This window comes from Micromonospora cremea, from assembly GCF_900143515.1.
Taxonomy (GTDB): domain Bacteria; phylum Actinomycetota; class Actinomycetes; order Mycobacteriales; family Micromonosporaceae; genus Micromonospora; species Micromonospora cremea.
This window is the reverse complement of record NZ_FSQT01000002.1, coordinates 4591934-4608546: the sequence shown is the minus strand read 5'-3', so window position 1 is coordinate 4608546 and position 16613 is coordinate 4591934. Positions and strand designations below refer to the sequence as shown.

Sequence of the window (16613 nt, the reverse complement as noted above, 5' to 3'; positions counted from 1 at the left end):
GCCGCCTGTCACCGCTCGTGCAGCCGGGCGCGAATACCGCGCAGGACTCGGCCCGTCCCGCCGCTGCGGAGTCGAGCCCCGACGGCGCCGGTGCGCACCGAGCGCGCCAGCGCGAATTGTGCCCGCCGGGCGCCGGCCACCGCCCACGATCGGCCAACGCGTCCCTCGGCCACCGGCACCTCGTCATTTGTCAGCCGGCTCTTGTAGAGCGCCTCAGACTTGCCGAGGTCGATGTGCTCGATCCCATCGGCCGCACCGGCCTCGGCCATGCGGAGGCAGAGCAGGATGCCGGCGGAGTGCCGCGCCAGGTCGACGTCGTACGCGGGGAACCAGTAGGCGAGCACCGACCGGCTCCGCAGCCCGAGATGGGCGGCGACGGGCTGGTCTCCGGCGTAGAGCGTGGAGACCACGGCCCGGCAGTCGGCTGCGGACGACTGGGACAACTCCGTAAGCACCGCCTGGATCCACGGCGTTCGGAACCGGTCGTACTGCTGCGTCCGGCGGTACTGGTCCGACTTCCAGCGCCGCAGCGCGAGCATCACGCCCTCGCTGCGGTCCTCCCACTCGAACCGCTCCTCGCCGAGCTCGCGCACCATGCGGCGCTGCTTGCGCAGCGCCTGCCGGATCAGGTTCCCGTCGGTCATCCGGTCGTCGACGTAGCTCTGGTAGCCCTTCGACAGGTCGATGATGGGAGACCCGGCCACCCGAGCCTGGTACGGCGCGAAGGGTGCCTGATCGGCCAGCAGATGGTCGAACTCCCACACGGCCAGCCCGCACGCCTTCAACAGCCGGACCGGGTCCCAGTCCAGGCCGGGACGGTGCACCAGGCCCTGGCAGTCGGAGATGCCGGAGCCGATCGGCACTCCGATGACCCGATGCCTCACCTCATACGGGAAGAAGCCGACGATCTTCGGGCCGTCCTGCAGCACCGCCACCCGGGCAGTGGGGCGGCTACGACCGACCGCGAGGGCGAATTCCGGGGCGAGGAAGGGATTCTGCAGCCTCGGCTGGGACTCCTGCATCTGCCGCCACTCGGTGACCTCGGCCGGGCCGAGGTCACTCGGACGGACAACGGAGATCTGCATCGGTCGCCTTTCCCGGGACAACGCTGTTTTCGCCGCGGTTCATCGTGCCCGCTTCCGAAGCAAAGGTGAACCGGGGCCGGTGTCGGTTAGCCGTCTGTGCATGTGGACCTGTGGTGGCCCGTCGGCACCGTTCGGACGGCCGGGCCCAGCCGTCGGTACGCTCCGGCGCTTCACGGGCGGCCAAGGGCCCGGTACTCCCAACCCGCCGCTTGCCATCGGGCCGGGTCCAGGGCGTGCCGGCCGTCGGCGATACGCGGCCTCGCCACCACCGTACGCAGCGCCGCCGGGTCGATTTCCCGGAACTGCGACCACTCGGTCAGCAGCACCACCACGTCCGCGCCGGTCGCCACATCGAAGGCGCTGTCACCGTATTCGAGCGCCGGATACGCCCGGCGCGCGTTGGCCATGGCCACCGGGTCGAAGACCCACACCCGTGCCCCCGCCCGGTGCAGGGCGCTCGCGACGTCGAGCGCGGGCGCGTCCCGGATGTCGTCAGAGTTCGGCTTGAACGCCGCGCCCAGGGCCGCCACCCGGACCCCGCGCAGGTCCCCGCCGGCAAGATCGCGTACCAGGTCCACCATGCGTTCCCGGCTGCGCTGGTTGATCCCGTCCACCTCGCCCAGGAAGGCCACCGCCCGCCCCACGCCCAACTCCTCGGCCCGGTGCATGAACGCGCGGATGTCCTTGGGCAGGCACCCGCCACCGAAGCCCAGCCCCGGCCGCAGGAACCGGCTGCCAATCCGCTCGTCGAGTCCCAGGGCCGTGGCCAGGTCGTGGACGTCCGCGCCGCTGGCCTCGCACACCTCTGCCATGGCGTTGATGTACGAGATCTTGGTGGCCAAGAAGCCGTTCGCCGCGACCTTGACCAGCTCCGCGGTCTGCGGATCCGTCACCAGCACCGGGCAGCCTTGGTCGACCACCGGAGCGAACACCTCGCGCAGGCGTCGCTCGGCCCACCGGGAGGAAACGCCGAACACCAACCGGTCGGGACGCATCGTGTCGTCGACGGCGAAGCCCTCCCGGAGGAACTCGGGGTTCCAGGCCAGCTCCACGGCGTCGCCGGCCGGCGAGACGGCGTGCATCAGGTCGGTGAGCCGGGCGGCGGTGCCGACCGGAACCGTGGACTTGCCGACGACCAGCGCACGTCGGTGCAGGCCACGGGCCAACGTGATCAGCGCTGCCTCGACATGCCGCAGGTCAGCCGCGTACGAACCGGCCCGCTGCGGGGTCCCCACGCAGAGGAAATGGACGTCGCCGAAGTCGGCCGCCTCGGCCAAGGACGTGGTGAAGCGCAACCGCCCCGAATCCAGCGCCTTCGCCAGCAACTCGGGCAGCCCGGGTTCGAAGAAGGGCACCTCGCCCGCGGCCAGCCGCTCGATCTTGTTCGCGTCGACGTCGACGCCGAGCACCTGGTAGCCGAGCGCGGCCATGCACACCGCGTGGGTGGCCCCCAGGTAGCCGGTGCCGATGACGGTGAGCCTGTGGGCAGCGCCATCCACCGGTTCGGTACACCCGGTGTTCATGGTTCCTCCAGACGGATCAGGACGCGACCGACAGCGCGTGCGCCAGTCGTGCGATGACGGGGTGCGGGCGGTCAGTAGGCTCCGGAACTGCGGACGACGGCGCTCAGCGTGCGGACCAGGATCACCAGGTCCATGGTCAGCGACCAGTTCTCCACGTACGACAGGTCGAGTCGGATGGACTCCTCCCAGGACAGGTCGGACCGGCCGGAAACCTGCCACAGCCCGGTCAGGCCGGGCTTGACGACCAGACGCCGGCGCATGTCCGACGGATAGTTGGCCACCTCGCGCGGCAGCGGCGGCCGCGGTCCGACCAGCGACATGTCGCCCCTGAGCACGTTGACGAGCTGCGGGACCTCGTCCAGCGAGAGCCGGCGCAGCCAGCGCCCGACCCGGGTCACCCGGGGGTCCTGGCGCATCTTGAACAGCTCCCCGTCGGTCTCGTTGCGGTCGAGCAGTTCCGCCAGGCGTTCCTCGGCGTTCACGTACATGGTCCGGAACTTGTAGATGCGGAACGGCCGGCCGTTCTTGCCCACCCGCACCTGACGGAAGATGGCGGGCCCACCGGCACCCGGGCTCATCCGGACCAGCACGGCGATCGCGAGCAGCACCGGGGCGGCGACGATCAGCAGCAGGAGCGCCGACACCCGGTCGAAGACCGCCTTGACGACCCGCCGGCCGCCCTTCAACCGAGGGTGCTCGACGTGCAGCATCGGCAGGCCGTCGACGGGTCGGACGGTGGTGCGGTCGCCGGCCACGTCCACGAGGTTGCTGGCGACGATCAGGTCGACCTCGTCGCGTTCGAGTTGCCATCCCAACCGGCGCAGGGCGGATCCCGCCATCTCGGGACAGGAGAGCACGACGATCGTGTCCGCGCCCGCGCCCGTGACGGCCGCCGGAACGTCCGCGAAGGTGCCGAGGATCGGCGGCAGCCCGCTGGCGCGTGGCTCCGCGGTTCCCACCGGCAGATGCGGGAGACAGGCGCCGACCACGCCGAGCCCGTGGTAGCACTCGCGGCGCAGCCTCCTGGTCATCTCCGCGACGGCGGTTTCGTGCCCGACCAGGATCACCCGGTGCAGCCGCTCACCGCGGGCCCACGACCGGTGGAGCTGCTGGCGGACCAGGTAGCGCATCGCGACGCCGGCGACGGTGACCAGTGGCATCGCGATGATCACGTAGCCTCTGGCGAGTCGGAAGTCGAACGCGAGGGAGACGACCGCCAACGTGGCGGTAACGGCGAGACCGGTTTGGAAGACCCGGACGTACTCATCATTTCCTACGAATAGATGGCGCGATTCATACGCTCGGTTGAGGGTGAGCGCCAGCACCCAGGCGAACGGCAGCGCAAGGGTGAGCCAGAGATGGCCACGGTTGTACGGCTCCGCCGTCGCCGGGCCGAATCTAAGGCTCAGCGCCACCCCGGCCGACCCGGCACTTGCCGCGAGGTCGACGAGGCAGAGTTTGGCCACGTAACGGGACTGCCAGCCAGTCCGCAGTGGATTGACCGAATGGCCTATCGGCGCCCACTCACCCTGCCGCCTAGTCGTGTCGTCAATGACTTGCGCGATTTCTACCAATGCACACCGCCCCACGTACACGGGCCGACCAGCCACACCCCTGCGGCTCGTCGTCCGGCTCGAGTTGGTGGTACCCGCGAAGACTGTGCGTCCGGGATCCCCTTCCCAGAGGCGTAAGCGGGACCGACTGAGGTGAGCATGCTGACCACGGACTCAATGCGCCAGCATCGTGTTCGGCATTTCTGAGCCAAAGTCGAATTGCCGACTACGCACGCGCTGACTGGCGGCCGGCCGCATACCGAACCGGCGTTTCACAATGGCCGTCCAGTTGCCCTGGTCAACCGAACGAGGCGGCGGTGACACTTTCGGACGTTGTCAGAATCGTTCGGTTTTCGGTCCCCAGGTGACCCTTCGCGGCCGGTAGCCTCGCGCCATGCGCGGAATACTTCTCGCCGGCGGCACCGGAACGCGGCTGTGGCCGATCACCCGTGCAGTGTCCAAGCAACTCATGCCAATCTTCGACAAGCCGATGATCTACTACCCCCTGTCCACATTGATCATGGCGGGCGTACGCGAGATCTTGATGATCACCACACCCGAGGATCAGGACCAGTTCCGCCGCGTGTTCGGTGACGGGGCCCAACTGGGGCTGCGGCTGGAGTACGCCGTACAGCCACGCCCGGAGGGAATCGCGCAGGCCTTCCTCGTCGGCGCCGACTTCATCGGCGCCGAATCCGTGGCCCTGGTGCTCGGCGACAACATCTTCCACGGCGTCGGGCTCGGCCGGCAGCTCGCCGGTCACGCAGACCTCGTCGGCGGTCGAATCTTCGCCTACCAGGTGGCTGACCCCGGGGCGTACGGAGTGGTTGACTTCGACGCCGACGGCAGAGTGCTCTCGATCGAGGAGAAGCCGGCGGGGCCGAAGTCCCGCTACGCCGTGCCCGGGCTGTACTTCTACGACAACCGGGTGGTCGACTTCGCCCGCAAGCTCACGCCCAGCGCACGTGGCGAGCTGGAGATCACAGCGGTGAACGAGATCTACCGGGAGCTGGGCGAGCTGTCCGTGACAGTGCTGGACCGGGGCACCGCCTGGCTGGACACCGGCACCTTCACGTCGATGATGCAGGCCGCCGAGTTCGTTCGGGTCGTCGAGGAGCGCCAGGGCATGAAGATCGGGTGCGTCGAGGAGGTCGTCTGGCGGGCAGGGCTGATCGACGACGACCAGCTGCGGACGTTGGCCGAGCCACTGTCCAGGAGTGGATACGGCGACTACCTGCTCGGCCTGCTGGACCAGCAGCACGGCCGGGAGGTGCGACGATGAAGATCCGGCCGTTGAGCATCGACGGGGCCTGGGAGATCAGCCCGCAGCAGCACGGCTATCCGCGCGGGTTGTTCCTGGAGTGGTACCACTTCGGCCGGCTCGCCGCCGTGGTCGGCCATCCGCTGCGGCTCGCTCAGGCCAGCCTCTCGATCTCCGCGCACGGCGTCGTCTGTGGCATCCACCTCGCCGACGTGCCCCCGGCCAGGCCAAGTACGTGACGTGCGTCCGGGGGCGGTCATCGACGTGGTGGTGGACGTCCGGTTGGGCTCTCCGACGTTCCGGCGGTGGGAGGCGGTCCATCTCGACGACGACGACCGTCGCGCGGTCTACCTGAGCGAGGGCTTGGGGTCGGCTTCTGCGCGCTGACCTACGGTGCCACCCTCAGCTGCCTCTGCTCCACCAGGTACAACCCGGCCGCCGAGCACGCCATGCACCCGCTCGACCCGGAGCTGGCGATCAGCTGGCCGACCGAGCCGCCGCTGCTGTCGGCGCGGGACACCGCGGCGCCGACCGTGGCCGAAGCTCGGGCAGCGGGCCAGATCCCGGACTACCCGACCTGCCGGTCCCAGCTGGCCGGCCGGAACCCGGTACGACCCCCGCCTCGACGGAAGGTAGTCACTGATGAGAATCCTGGTCACCGGCGGAGTCGGACTCATCGGGTCGGAGTACGTGCGCATGCGGTTGGCCGGCCCGGGCAGCACCGGTCCGAGGGGCCCGCAGGTTGAGGCGACCGCCGTCACGGTGCTGGATGAGCTGGCCTACTCCGGAAAGCCGCAGAACCTGGCGCCGGTGCGGGATGGCCGACGGCCGCGGCTCGTGCCGGGTGACATCTGCGACAGTGCCCTCGTCGACGACGATCGTCGCCGACCATGACGTGATCGTCCAATTCGCCGCCAAGTCCCATGTAGACCGGCCCATCGCGGGCGCCGCGCCGTTCGTCGTCACCAACGTGCTGGGCACCCAGACCCTGCTCGACACCGCACTGCGGCACGGCACGCAGCGGTTCGTGCACGTCTCCATCGACGAGGTGTACGGCCAAGATCAGCGCCGAGTTAGGGTACGCCCCCAGCGTCGACCTCGAGCGCGGTCTGGCGCAGACGGTGCGCTGGTACCGGGACAAAGGGGCCTGGTGGGAGCCGCTGAAGCGGCCAACGGACCGGCCGTCGCCGCGTGAGTCGCCTGCTGGTCACCGACGCCGGCGGCGTGCTGGGGCGGGATCTGCTGGCCGTGCTGCGGTCGCGGGACGACCTGTCGGTCACCGCCACCACCCGCGCCGACCTCGACATCATCGACCCGGACGCGGTGCGGGACGCCGTCGCCGGGCACGACCTCGTGATCAACACTGCGGCGTGGACCGACGTCGACGGAGCCGAGGCCCGGGAGCAGGCCGCCACCGCCGTCAACGGCGACGCGGTCGCCAACCTGGCCAGCGCCTGCGCCGCGACCGGGGCGCGGATGATCCACATCTCCACCGACTACGTCTTCCGGGCGACGCCACCGAGCCGTACCCGGAGGACGCCCCGACCTGTCCGGTCAACGCGTACGGCGCACCAAACCCGTTGGAGAGCTCGCCGTGACCTGGTTGCTCCCCGACGCCGGCTATGTCGTGCCACCGCCTGGCTCTACGGCGCGCACGGGCCTAACTTCGTCGCGACCATGCTGCGGCTCGCCGGCGAACGCGAGCGGCTCGACGTGGTGAACGACCAGCGGGGGCAGCACACCTGGTCATACCGGCTGGCAGAGTAGCTCGTCGCGCTGACCGGCGCGGCGCTGGCCGGCCACGCCGCCCCCGGCGTCTACCACGGCACCGCCTCGGGCGAGACGACCTGGTACGGCCTGGCACGCGCCGTGTTCGCCGTACGCGGCCTCGACCCGGACCGCATCGGGCCGACAGCTAGCGACGGTTACCGGCGGCCGCGCCACGTCCGGCGTACAGCGTCCTGGGCCACGGCCGCGGGGGTGCGGCGAATCTGCGGCCGCTGGCGGACTGGCGATCGGCCCTGGCTGAGGCATTGGCCACCGGTCGGACCTGTTAGGCGGGCAACTCCAGCAAATACTCCTCGACCTCGGCGCCGCGGCCGTTGGCGTACCCGTAGTCCTCGCCGACCACCACGAAGCCGCACTTGCGCAGCACGGCGAGGGATGCGGCGTTGTCCTTGGCGGCGCGGGCGTGCACCGGCCGCTGCGGCAGCTCGCGCAGCAGCGCGCCGAGCGCGGCGGTCGCGTGTCCCCGGCCCCAGCGGCGCGGGTCGATCCAGTAGCTGACCTCGGTGCGCTCTCCGACCGGGAAGGCGATCACGTGCCCGACCACCTCGCCGCCGACCGTCACAGTGCGGGGAACGATGCGCGGGTCGGCCCGGATGCGCGCCCAGTGGGCGTCGAAGGCGGCCCGGTCGGCCGGGTCCTCCGGGCCGAAGGCGGCCATCCAGTTGGCCTGCGGATCCTGCTCGTAAGCGAAGAACGCGGGCAGGTCATCGTCGCGTACCGGGCGGAGCCGCACCTCACTGGTCACCGCCGGAGGATACGCGCGCCCACCGACGTCGGGCGCGGTCGCCGGATCGCCGCGGCGGCGGTCCGGGCTTCACCCGGGCGGTGGACATGTTGCCCGGAGCGGCCCGGGCGGGCGTGCCAGGTTGGACCATCGGGAGATGACCCTTCCCCGGACCCGTCGCCGGTCCCGTCCGCCGGCACGCGCCCTGGCCGCCTCCGCCACCGGGGCGCACGCGAGCGGCACCGCCCGCCGACGGCCCGGTCGTGGTCGGGGTGGACGGTTCCACGCTCTCCACCGAGGCGATCGGCTTCGCGTTCGCCGCGGCAGCGCAGCGCGGCGCCGACCTGGTGGCGGTGCACGCCTGGCGCTACCCGGCCCCGGTCGGCACGGCGACATCGTGCCGCTGGCGTACGACCCGGAGCAGTTGCGCGCGGAGGAGGAGTGGGTGCTCGCCGAGGCGGTCGCCGGCTGGGCCGAGCGCCACCCCGAGGTCGCCGGCTGGGCCGAGCGCCACCCCGAGGTCCGGGTACGGCGGAGGCTGGTCGCCGCCGCCCCGGTGGCGGCGCTGGTCCCGGAGTCCGCCGACGCGCGGCTGGCCGTGGTTGGCGCGCACGGCCGGGGCAGCCTGGGCGGGCTGCTGCTCGGCTCGGTCAGCCACGCGGTGCTGCACCACGCACGCAGCCCGCTGGCCATCGTCCGGCACCGCCGGGGCCACTCCGCGGGCTGACCCCCACCGTCCGGGCCGGCCCCTTCCCCCCCTCGGCCGGCGCGGACGCCGTCGGAGTTCGGGCACCGCGGGCCGGGCAGCTCGTCGACAATGGGCGGAGCCGAACGGAAGGATGCCGATGTACCGACCCGTCGTGGTGGGCGTCGACGGATCGTCGACCAGCCTCACCGCCGCCGAACACGCCGCCCGGGCCGCCGTCGCGCGGTCCCGGACGCTGCTACTGGTGCACGGCTACCTGCATCCGCTCGGCTACGGCGTGCCGCTCAACCCGTACGACCTCGGGGTGCCAGCGCCCTCCGAGGAGGCGCAGAAGATGTTGGAGCGGACGGCGGCCGACCTGACCGACCGCTGGCCCGGCCTCAGCGTCGAGGTGCGGCAGATCGCGGGCGGCCCCGGCGCGACGATGGTCGAGGAGTCCCGCCGGGCCGAACTCGTCGTGGTGGGCAGTCGAGGGCTGGGCGGATTCGCCGGCCTGCTGCTGGGCTCGGTCGGCGCGCAGGTGGCCGCGCACGCGCACTGCCCGGTGCTGGTGGTGCGCCCGGATGAGCAGCCGATCCCGGTGGACGCGCCGGTGCTGGTCGGCGTGGACGGGTCCGAATCCTCCCGGCTCGCCGTGAGGTACGGCGCCGACGAGGCGGCACGCCGAAAGGTCCCGCTGGTGCTGGTGCATGTCGGCCCGTCGGACGGCGACCGGTCGGTACCCGAGGAAGTCGAGGAGTCGCAGGCCGCGTACCAGGCCGAGGCGGTGCGGCTGCTGGCCGATGCTTCCACCGCCGTACGGGCGGAGCATCCCGGCCTGGTGGTGCGGGAACATCCGGTCCGGGCGGCCGGGCCGGCCCGGGGGCTCATCGAGGCGAGCGGCACCGCGTCGCTGCTGGTCGTGGGCACCCGGGGCCGGCACGGATTCACCGGACTGCTGCTCGGCTCGGTCAGCCAGGCTGCGATCCAGCACGCGCACTGTCCGGTGCTGGTGGCGCACCCGTACGACCGGGCGGGGTGACCGGGGCGTCGTCGTCGCCCCGACCGAGCATCTGCAGGAAGTCGGTGGTCAGAGCGAACGGGTCAGCCGGGCCGGTGGCCGGCAGCCGACGTTCGACCTGGTCGGCCAACTCCACGGCCGCACGCCTGATCCGGCCCCGCAGCGCGCCGTCGACGGTGCCACCGGACCAGTCCTCCGGGGCGGCGAAGACCGCGGTGGGGACCACCACCGCGCGCAGGTAGCTGAACATCGGGCGGACGGCGTGCTCCAAGGCCAGCGAGTGCCGGGCGGTGCCGCCGGTGGCCCCGATCAACACCGGCCGGTCGACCAGCGACTCGGCGTCCAGCACGTCGAAGAAAGACTTGAACAGCCCGTTGTACGAGGCGCTGAAGATCGGGGTGACGGCGATGATCCCGTCCGCCCCGGTCACCGCGTCGATGGCCTCGCGCAGCGCGGCCGGCGGAAACCCGGTGAGCAGGTTGTTCACCACGTCGTGGGCGTACTCCCGCAGGTCGATGACGCGCAGCTCCACCTCGGCGCCGCGCCGGACCAGCTCGTCGCGGGTCGCCGCGGCGAGCTGGTCGGCGAGTAGCCGGGTCGACGACGGCTGGCTGAGGCCGGCCGAGATCACGGCGAGGGTGCGGCGGGTCATCGGGCCACCTCCGGCGCCTTGCCCGTCACGTCGTCGACGGCGTGCACGGTGCTGTCCTTGGCGCCGCCCGCCGCGGCGAGCAGCGAGGCGTGGGTCGGCGCCTCCGGCACGTGCGCCGGGCGCAGCGCGGCGAACTCCTTGCGCAGTACCGGCACGACCTCCTCGCCGAGCAGGTCGAGCTGCTCCAGCACCGTCTTCAGCGGCAGCCCCGCGTGGTCCATCAGGAACAGCTGCCGCTGGTAGTCGCCGACGTAGTCACGGAAGCTCAGGGTGCGGTCGATGACCTGCTGCGGGCTGCCCACGGTCAGCGGGGTCTCCCGGCTGAACTCCTCCAGCGACGGCCCGTGCCCGTAGACCGGGGCGTTGTCGAAGTACGGTCGGAACTCCCGGACCGCGTCCTGCGAGTTGCGCCGCATGAACACCTGCCCGCCGAGGCCGACGATGGCCTGGTCGGCGGAGCCGTGGCCGTAGTGCGCGTACCGCTCCCGGTAGAGCTCGATCATCCGCTGGGTGTGCTCCTTGGGCCAGAAGATGTGGTTGGCGAAGAAGCCGTCACCGTAGTACGCGGCCTGCTCGGCGATCTCCGGGCTGCGGATCGAGCCGTGCCAGACGAACGGGGGAACTCCGTCGAGCGGGCGCGGCGTCGAGGTGAACGACTGCAGGGGCGTGCGGTAGCGGCCCTTCCAGTCGACGACGTCCTCGCGCCACAGCCGGCGCAGCAGGTCGTAGTTCTCGATGGCCAGCGGAATGCCGGCGCGGATGTCCTTGCCGAACCACGGGTACACCGGGCCGGTGTTGCCGCGGCCCATCATCAGGTCCACCCGGCCGTCGGCGAGGTGCTGGAGCATCGCGAAGTCCTCGGCGATCTTCACCGGGTCGTTCGTGGTGATCAGCGTGGTCGCGGTGGACAGCAGCAGCCGCTCGGTGCGCGCCGCGATGTGGCCGAGCATGGTGGTCGGCGACGAGGGAACGAATGGCGGGTTGTGGTGCTCGCCCGTGGCGAAGACGTCCAGACCGACCTCTTCGGCCTTCAACGCGATGGCCACCATCGCCTTGATCCGCTCATGCTCGGTCGGCTCCCGACCGGTGGTCGGGTCGACCGTGACGTCGCCGACGGTGAAGACTCCGAACTGCATGACTAGCTCCTCGCCGTGTCCGACCGGGCCGTGCACCCGGACGTTGCGCACAACTTATTTGACGGCGCAACTATTCCGCTGGCGGACGGTCCCCCGGTGGCACCGGTCACTCGTTCCGGAGCCGGACACGCCGCCGGAAACTGACAGTGGATGCCAGTCGCCCTGGGACAGGATGACGGCATGACCGAGCGCGCCGAGGGCACCTTCACGCTGGACACCTGGGACCAGGAACCGTACGACCAGGCCGAGGGCACCACCCTGGCCGAGGCCCGGATCAGCAAGACGTTCTCCGGTGGCCTGACCGGCACCAGCCTCACCCGGATCCTGATGTGCCGCACCCTCGTGGAGACGTCGGCGGCGTACGTGGGGTTCGAGCGGTTCACCGGCTCGCTCGCCGGCCGGGTCGGCGGTTTCGTGCTGCACCACACTGCGGGCAGCGACGGCGACGGCTCGGCCCTGTCGTGGACGGTGGTGCCGGACTCGGGCACCGGCGAGCTGCGCGGCCTGCGCGGCAGCGGGCAGATCATCGGTGGCCCGGACGGTGGCCACGCCTACCTGCTCGACTACCACCTGCCCTGACCGCCGCCCGGCCAGCTCAGCCGCCCGCCACCGAGGGCAGCACCTGCACCTCGGCGTCGTCGCCGACCGGGGTGGCCAGCCCGCCGGAGTGCCGGCAATCCTCCCCGTCGACGTAGACGTTGACGTAGCGCCGCAGCTCGCCACGCTCGTCGCGAATCCGCCGGGCCAGCCGCGGATGCTCGGCGGCCACCTCGTCGAGGACGGCCCGCAGCGTCCCGGCGGCGGTGACGTTCAGCCGGCTGGCACCGCCGGCCTCGCCGCGCAGCGGGCCGGGCAGCAGCACGGTGACCACGTCACACCGCCGCGGCCCGGACGCAGAGCACGTCGGGCAGGTGCGCCGCCACCAACGACCAGGAGTCGCCCTCGTCGCGGCTGGCGTAGACCTCACCAGAGCGGGTGCCGAAGTAGACCCCGCCCGGGGAGGCGTCGTCGGCGCACATCGCGTCGCGCAGCACCGCCGGGTAGAACGGGCCCTCGGGCAGCCCCACCGACAGCGGCTCCCACTTGCCGCCGGCGTCCGCGGAGCGGAACACCCGGCAGCGGTGGTCGGTGGGGAACCGCTCGCTGTCGGCCACCAGCGGGAACGTCCACACCGTCCCGGCACGCCCGGGGTGGGACACCATCGCGAAGCCGAAGTCGCTGGGCAGCCCGTCGGCGATCGAGGACCAGGTGCGGCCGTCGTCGTCGGAGCGGTAGACGCCGTGGTGGTTCTGCGCGTACAGCCGCTCGGGGTTGCCGGCGTCCCGGGCGACCTTGTGGACGCACTGGCCGAACTCCGGCCACTCGTCGGGCATGAAGTAGGCGCGGATGCCGGTGTTGCCCGGCGCCCAGCTCGCCCCGGCGTCCTCGGAGCGGTAGACCCCGCCGGTCGACATGGCGACCAGCAGCCGAGCCGGGTCGCGCGGGTGCGGCAGCACGGTGTGCACGGCCTGGCCGCCGAACCCGGCCCCCCATTCCGGGCGGTGCGGGTGGTCCCAGAGCGAACGGACCAGCTCGAAGCTGCGGCCGCCGTCGGTGGACCGGAACAGCGCCGAGGGCTCGGTGCCGGCCCAGACCACGTCCGGCTCGTCGGGGCCGGCCGGCATCAGCTGCCAGACCCGCCCGAGGGTCGCGCCGGTGTCGGCCGGGAAGGCGACCGGGGCCGCGTCGGGCTCGTCCCAGGAGGCGCCGAGATCGTCGCTGGTGGCGACGCTGGGCCCGAAGTGTGAGCTGGTCACCCCGGCGAGCAGCCGGGGGGTGGGGCGGCGGGTGTCGACCGCGACCGCGTAGACGCCGGTCATCGGGAAGTGCGGGCCGGTGATCTCCCAGCTGCGCCGGTCGTCGGCGCTGGTGGCGAGAAACAATCCCTTGGCCGTGCCGATCGCGAGCAGCGTTGCCATGACGTCCTCCGGAACCGTCGGCGGGCAGGTGCGGTGATTATGGCCACACCCCCCGACAGATTCGCCAGGGCACACGCCGCGCCGGCGCTCAGCGTCGGGTGCGGGGCACGTGCCGGCGGTACGCGCTGACCGTCGGATCGCCGTCGAGCCAGAACCGCCACGGCAGGTCGTGCGCTCCGGTCACGCCGACCCGTGGGCCGGCAACCACCGCCTCCGCCGGCACCGGCAACACCGGAGGGCGCAACCGGACCGGCCCGTCGCCGAGCAGGTACCCGCCGTACGCGGCGCGGTCGATGCCGAGCGTGGAGCAGAGCCGAGCCGGCCCCCGGGCCAGATCCACGTCCCGACGCACGGCCGGCCGGCGGGCCCGTGCCGTGGCCAGCCCGTCGACCACCGCGCCGGCGCGCAGCAGCACCGCTGAGGCCTCCCCCTCGACCCCGGTGACCACGTTCATGCACCAGTGCATGCCGTAGGTGAAGTAGACGTAGGTGTGCCCGGCCGGCCCGAACATCACCGCGTTGCGTGGGGTTCGCCCCCGGTACGCGTGCGAGGCCGGGTCCCCGGCCGTGCCGGCGTACGCCTCGACCTCGGTGATCCGGACGGTGACCCCGCCGGCATGCAGCAGGCAGCCGAGCAGCCCGCGCGCGGCCGGCAGCAGCGGGCCGGCGAGCAGGTCCGCCAGCACCGCCAGGTCGGCGTCGGCGTGGCGGTCGCCCGGCAGCAGATCCATGACCCGACGGTACCCACCCGTCCGCCCGACCGTCGCGCGGCCGCCCGCTCATCCGTTTTCAACATCCTGTTGACAATGCAACGTTGATGGGTTGTGATCGGAGCATGACGACCGAGGACCAGTTCACCGCGCCGAACGCGGCCCGGGCGCGCGCCCACCGCACGCACGACGCGCTGCAGCGGATCAGCGAGCGGCACGCCGGCACCGAAGCCCGGCGAGGGCGCTGGGCGCATCCGTACGTACTGGACCCGTGGGAGGCGGTGGCCCTGGTCACCGCGCTGGCCGCGGGCGGGGCCGAGCGGGAGCCCACGGAGGAGCCGGTTGACGGCGCGGACCTCACCGCAGCGCTGACCCTGCTGCCGCACGTCCGCGCGGAGCTGGACGCCCTGGAGGCGGGGCTGTTGACGCTGGCCCGCGACCGGGGGCTGACCTGGCAGGCCATCGCGTACGGGCTGGGCCTGGGCAGCGCGCAGGCCGCCCGGCAGCGCTACGAGCGGGTCGCCGCCCGCTCCGCCGAGCAGACCGGCTGACCCGCCACCTGATCAGAGGTGGCGACCCGACCGGCACGGCGCGCGCCGACCAGCGGCCGGGCGGGCAGACTGTGCGCACGACGATTCCGGGAGGCACCCATGGAGCGCGCGGAGATGCTGGCGTACTGCCTGGCCAAGCCGGGGGCGTGGCTGGACCGGCCGTGGGAGGGCGACGAGGTGGTGAAGGTCGGCAGCCGGATCTTCGCCTTCCTCGGCAACGGCGACGGAAACCCGACGATCGGCGTGAAGTGCGGCCCGACCCGCGAGGCGGCCGACGAATGGCTGCACCGACACCCCGACGACGCCCGGGTGATGGCCTACATCGGCCGGTCCGGGTGGAACACGCTGCGCCTGGACGGCGGGATCGACGACGAGGAACTCTCCGAGGCCGTCGACGCGTCGTACGACATGGTGGTGGCCAAGCTCCCGAAGCGGGAGCGCCCGACGGCCTGAACCGACCGCGGCGCCGGAAGCGAGCAGCTCCGGCGCCACGGCGAAATCAGCGCGGGACGACCCGCTCGGTGGCCCACTCCCGCCAGCCGACCAGGTGGTCCGCGGCGGCGGCGAGCTGGTCGGCGACCGGCCCGGGGCCGGTCGAGCCGGGGGTGGTCCGGGCCGCGAGCGCCGAACGCACCGAGAGCACGTCGCGCACCGACGGGTCGAGGTGCTCGCTGACCGCGGCCAGGTCAGCGTCGGAGACCTCTTCCAGCTCGCAGTCCCGGGCCGCGCAGAGCGCCACCAGCCGGCCGGTGATCTCGTGCGCGTCACGGAACGGCACGCCCTTGCGGACCAGCCAGTCGGCCACCTCGGTGGCCAGCGAGAAGCCGACCGGGGCGGCGGCCACCAGACGGTCCACCCGGACCGTCATCGTGGAGATCATCCCCGCCAGGGCGGGCAGCAGCAGCTCCAGCGTGTCGACCGCGTCGAAGGCCGGCTCCTTGTCCTCCTGCATGTCCCGGTCGTAGGTCATCGGCAGACCCTTGAGCATGGTCAGCACGGTCATCAGCCCGCCGACCAGCCGACCGGACTTGCCCCGGGCCAGCTCGGCGATGTCCGCGTTCTTCTTCTGCGGCATGATCGACGAACCGGTCGCGAACGCGTCGTCCAGCTCCACCCAGCCGAACTCGTGCGAGGTCCAGAGCACCACCTCCTCGCCGAGCCGGGACAGGTGCACCCCGATCATCGCGGTGGTGAAGAGGAACTCGGCGACGAAGTCCCGGTCGGCGACGGCGTCCATCGAGTTGGCGAACGACGTGCGGAAGCCCAGCTCCTTCGCCACCGCCAGCGGGTCCAGCGGCAGCCCCGAGCCGGCCAGCGCGCCCGCACCGAGCGGGCTGATCGCCGCGCGGTGGTCCCAGTCGCGCAGCCGCTCCAGGTCGCGCAGCAGCGGCTGCACGTGCGCGAGCAGCCAGTGCCCGAAGGTGACCGGCTGGGCGTGCTGGAGATGGGTCATGCCGGGCGCGGCGGTGTCGACGTGCCGCTCGGCCTGCTCGACCAGCGCCTCGGCCAGCTCCACCAGCCGGCTGGCCACACCCCGGGCGTGGTCGCGCAGGTAGAGCCGCAGGTCCGTGGCGACCTGGTCGTTGCGGGACCGGCCGGCGCGCAGCTTGCCGCCGAGGCTGCCCAGCCGCTCCAGCAGCCCGCGTTCCAGCGCGGTGTGCACGTCCTCGTCGTCCACGGTGGGACGGAACGACCCGGAGGCGCAGGCCGCCTCCAGGTCGTCCAGGGCCGCCAGGATCCGGCCCAGTTCCTCGGGGTCGAGCAGGCCGGCGCCCGCCAGGACCCGGGCGTGCGCCCGGGAACCGGCGATGTCGTACGGGGCCAGGCGCCAGTCGAACTGCACGCTCACCGACAGCCGGGCGAGCGCCTCGGCGGGACCGCCGGCGAACCGGCCACCCCACAGGCTCGTCCGGTTGGTGGCGGCGCTGTTCTCGGTCAGGCTCTTGTCGTCCACGCCGCCCATTGTG

15 protein-coding genes and 4 pseudogenes are annotated in these 16613 nt (G+C 72.2%); 9 read left to right on the top strand and 10 right to left on the bottom strand.

Annotated features, from left to right (window positions below):
• Positions 1-8 precede the first annotated feature (8 nt).
• From BUS84_RS35110 to BUS84_RS35100, 3 genes are all read right to left on the bottom strand, one after another.
• Positions 9-1085, bottom strand: a complete 1077-nt coding sequence (locus tag BUS84_RS35110; protein WP_074318617.1) for a GNAT family N-acetyltransferase — start codon at positions 1083-1085, stop codon at positions 9-11.
• 170 nt (positions 1086-1255) lie between these two features.
• The gene (locus tag BUS84_RS35105; protein WP_074318616.1) at positions 1256-2608 is read right to left on the bottom strand and encodes a UDP-glucose dehydrogenase family protein; all 1353 of its coding nucleotides are present in this window, start codon (positions 2606-2608) and stop codon (positions 1256-1258) included.
• 71 nt (positions 2609-2679) lie between these two features.
• Complete coding sequence (locus BUS84_RS35100; RefSeq protein ID WP_342199403.1) at positions 2680-4074, bottom strand: sugar transferase; 1395 nt, start codon at positions 4072-4074, stop codon at positions 2680-2682.
• Between the two features lie 481 nt (positions 4075-4555).
• On the opposite strand from BUS84_RS35100, the gene rfbA reads away from it, so the two are divergent.
• The 4 genes and pseudogenes from rfbA to BUS84_RS35075 form a co-directional block, all read left to right on the top strand.
• Complete coding sequence (gene rfbA, locus BUS84_RS35095) at positions 4556-5443, top strand: glucose-1-phosphate thymidylyltransferase RfbA (protein ID WP_074318615.1); 888 nt, start codon at positions 4556-4558, stop codon at positions 5441-5443.
• Positions 5440-6009, top strand: a pseudogene (locus BUS84_RS35090) (dTDP-4-dehydrorhamnose 3,5-epimerase family protein); the annotation flags it as partial. The gene rfbA and the pseudogene BUS84_RS35090, both read left to right, overlap by 4 nt.
• Before the next feature lie 55 nt (positions 6010-6064).
• Positions 6065-6479: pseudogene (locus tag BUS84_RS36895) on the top strand (GDP-mannose 4,6-dehydratase); the annotation flags it as partial.
• Between the two features lie 134 nt (positions 6480-6613).
• Positions 6614-7300 (top strand): annotated as a pseudogene (locus BUS84_RS35075) (SDR family oxidoreductase); the annotation flags it as partial.
• A 175-nt stretch (positions 7301-7475) separates the two neighbouring features.
• Here BUS84_RS35075 and BUS84_RS35070 read toward each other — a convergent pair.
• Positions 7476-7955, bottom strand: coding sequence for a GNAT family N-acetyltransferase (locus BUS84_RS35070; RefSeq protein WP_074318612.1), 480 nt, complete (start codon positions 7953-7955; stop codon positions 7476-7478).
• A 212-nt stretch (positions 7956-8167) separates the two neighbouring features.
• On the opposite strand from BUS84_RS35070, the pseudogene BUS84_RS36890 reads away from it, so the two are divergent.
• Both BUS84_RS36890 and BUS84_RS35055 read left to right on the top strand, forming a co-directional pair.
• Positions 8168-8661 (top strand): annotated as a pseudogene (locus BUS84_RS36890) (universal stress protein); the annotation flags it as partial.
• Positions 8662-8773: 112 nt separating this feature from the next.
• Positions 8774-9661: a universal stress protein gene (locus tag BUS84_RS35055; protein WP_074319350.1), complete on the top strand. Its 888-nt coding sequence runs from the start codon at positions 8774-8776 to the stop codon at positions 9659-9661.
• Here BUS84_RS35055 and BUS84_RS35050 read toward each other — a convergent pair.
• The gene (locus BUS84_RS35050) at positions 9591-10292 is read right to left on the bottom strand and encodes an FMN reductase (protein WP_074318611.1); all 702 of its coding nucleotides are present in this window, start codon (positions 10290-10292) and stop codon (positions 9591-9593) included. The genes BUS84_RS35055 and BUS84_RS35050 overlap by 71 nt on opposite strands.
• The gene (locus BUS84_RS35045; RefSeq protein ID WP_074319349.1) at positions 10289-11428 is read right to left on the bottom strand and encodes an LLM class flavin-dependent oxidoreductase; all 1140 of its coding nucleotides are present in this window, start codon (positions 11426-11428) and stop codon (positions 10289-10291) included. The genes BUS84_RS35050 and BUS84_RS35045 overlap by 4 nt, the downstream gene beginning before the upstream one ends.
• Before the next feature lie 180 nt (positions 11429-11608).
• Between BUS84_RS35045 and BUS84_RS35040 the strand changes: the two genes are divergently transcribed.
• Complete coding sequence (locus BUS84_RS35040) at positions 11609-12007, top strand: DUF3224 domain-containing protein (RefSeq protein ID WP_074318610.1); 399 nt, start codon at positions 11609-11611, stop codon at positions 12005-12007.
• 16 nt (positions 12008-12023) lie between these two features.
• On the opposite strand, the gene BUS84_RS35035 is transcribed toward BUS84_RS35040, so the two are convergent.
• The 3 genes from BUS84_RS35035 to BUS84_RS35025 all read right to left on the bottom strand — a co-directional run bounded on the left by BUS84_RS35035 (position 12024) and on the right by BUS84_RS35025 (position 14116).
• Positions 12024-12299 carry a ubiquitin-like small modifier protein 1 gene (locus tag BUS84_RS35035; RefSeq protein ID WP_074318609.1) on the bottom strand — a complete coding sequence of 92 codons (276 nt, stop codon included), beginning with the start codon at positions 12297-12299 and terminating at the stop codon, positions 12024-12026.
• A gap of 1 nt (position 12300) precedes the next feature.
• A complete protein-coding gene (locus BUS84_RS35030) occupies positions 12301-13386 on the bottom strand; it encodes a WD40/YVTN/BNR-like repeat-containing protein (protein WP_074318608.1) in 1086 nt (361 codons plus the stop codon).
• A gap of 88 nt (positions 13387-13474) precedes the next feature.
• Positions 13475-14116, bottom strand: coding sequence for a DNA-3-methyladenine glycosylase (locus BUS84_RS35025; protein ID WP_074318607.1), 642 nt, complete (start codon positions 14114-14116; stop codon positions 13475-13477).
• A gap of 104 nt (positions 14117-14220) precedes the next feature.
• Between BUS84_RS35025 and BUS84_RS35020 the strand changes: the two genes are divergently transcribed.
• Both BUS84_RS35020 and BUS84_RS35015 read left to right on the top strand, forming a co-directional pair.
• The gene (locus tag BUS84_RS35020) at positions 14221-14646 is read left to right on the top strand and encodes a DNA-binding protein (protein ID WP_074318606.1); all 426 of its coding nucleotides are present in this window, start codon (positions 14221-14223) and stop codon (positions 14644-14646) included.
• A gap of 99 nt (positions 14647-14745) precedes the next feature.
• The gene (locus BUS84_RS35015) at positions 14746-15099 is read left to right on the top strand and encodes an MmcQ/YjbR family DNA-binding protein (protein WP_074318605.1); all 354 of its coding nucleotides are present in this window, start codon (positions 14746-14748) and stop codon (positions 15097-15099) included.
• A gap of 46 nt (positions 15100-15145) precedes the next feature.
• Here the strand turns inward: BUS84_RS35015 and argH are convergent, their stop codons facing one another.
• On the bottom strand, positions 15146-16609 hold the full coding sequence (gene argH / locus BUS84_RS35010; RefSeq protein ID WP_074319348.1) for an argininosuccinate lyase: 1464 nt from the start codon (positions 16607-16609) through the stop codon (positions 15146-15148).
• Positions 16610-16613: the final 4 nt, after the last annotated feature.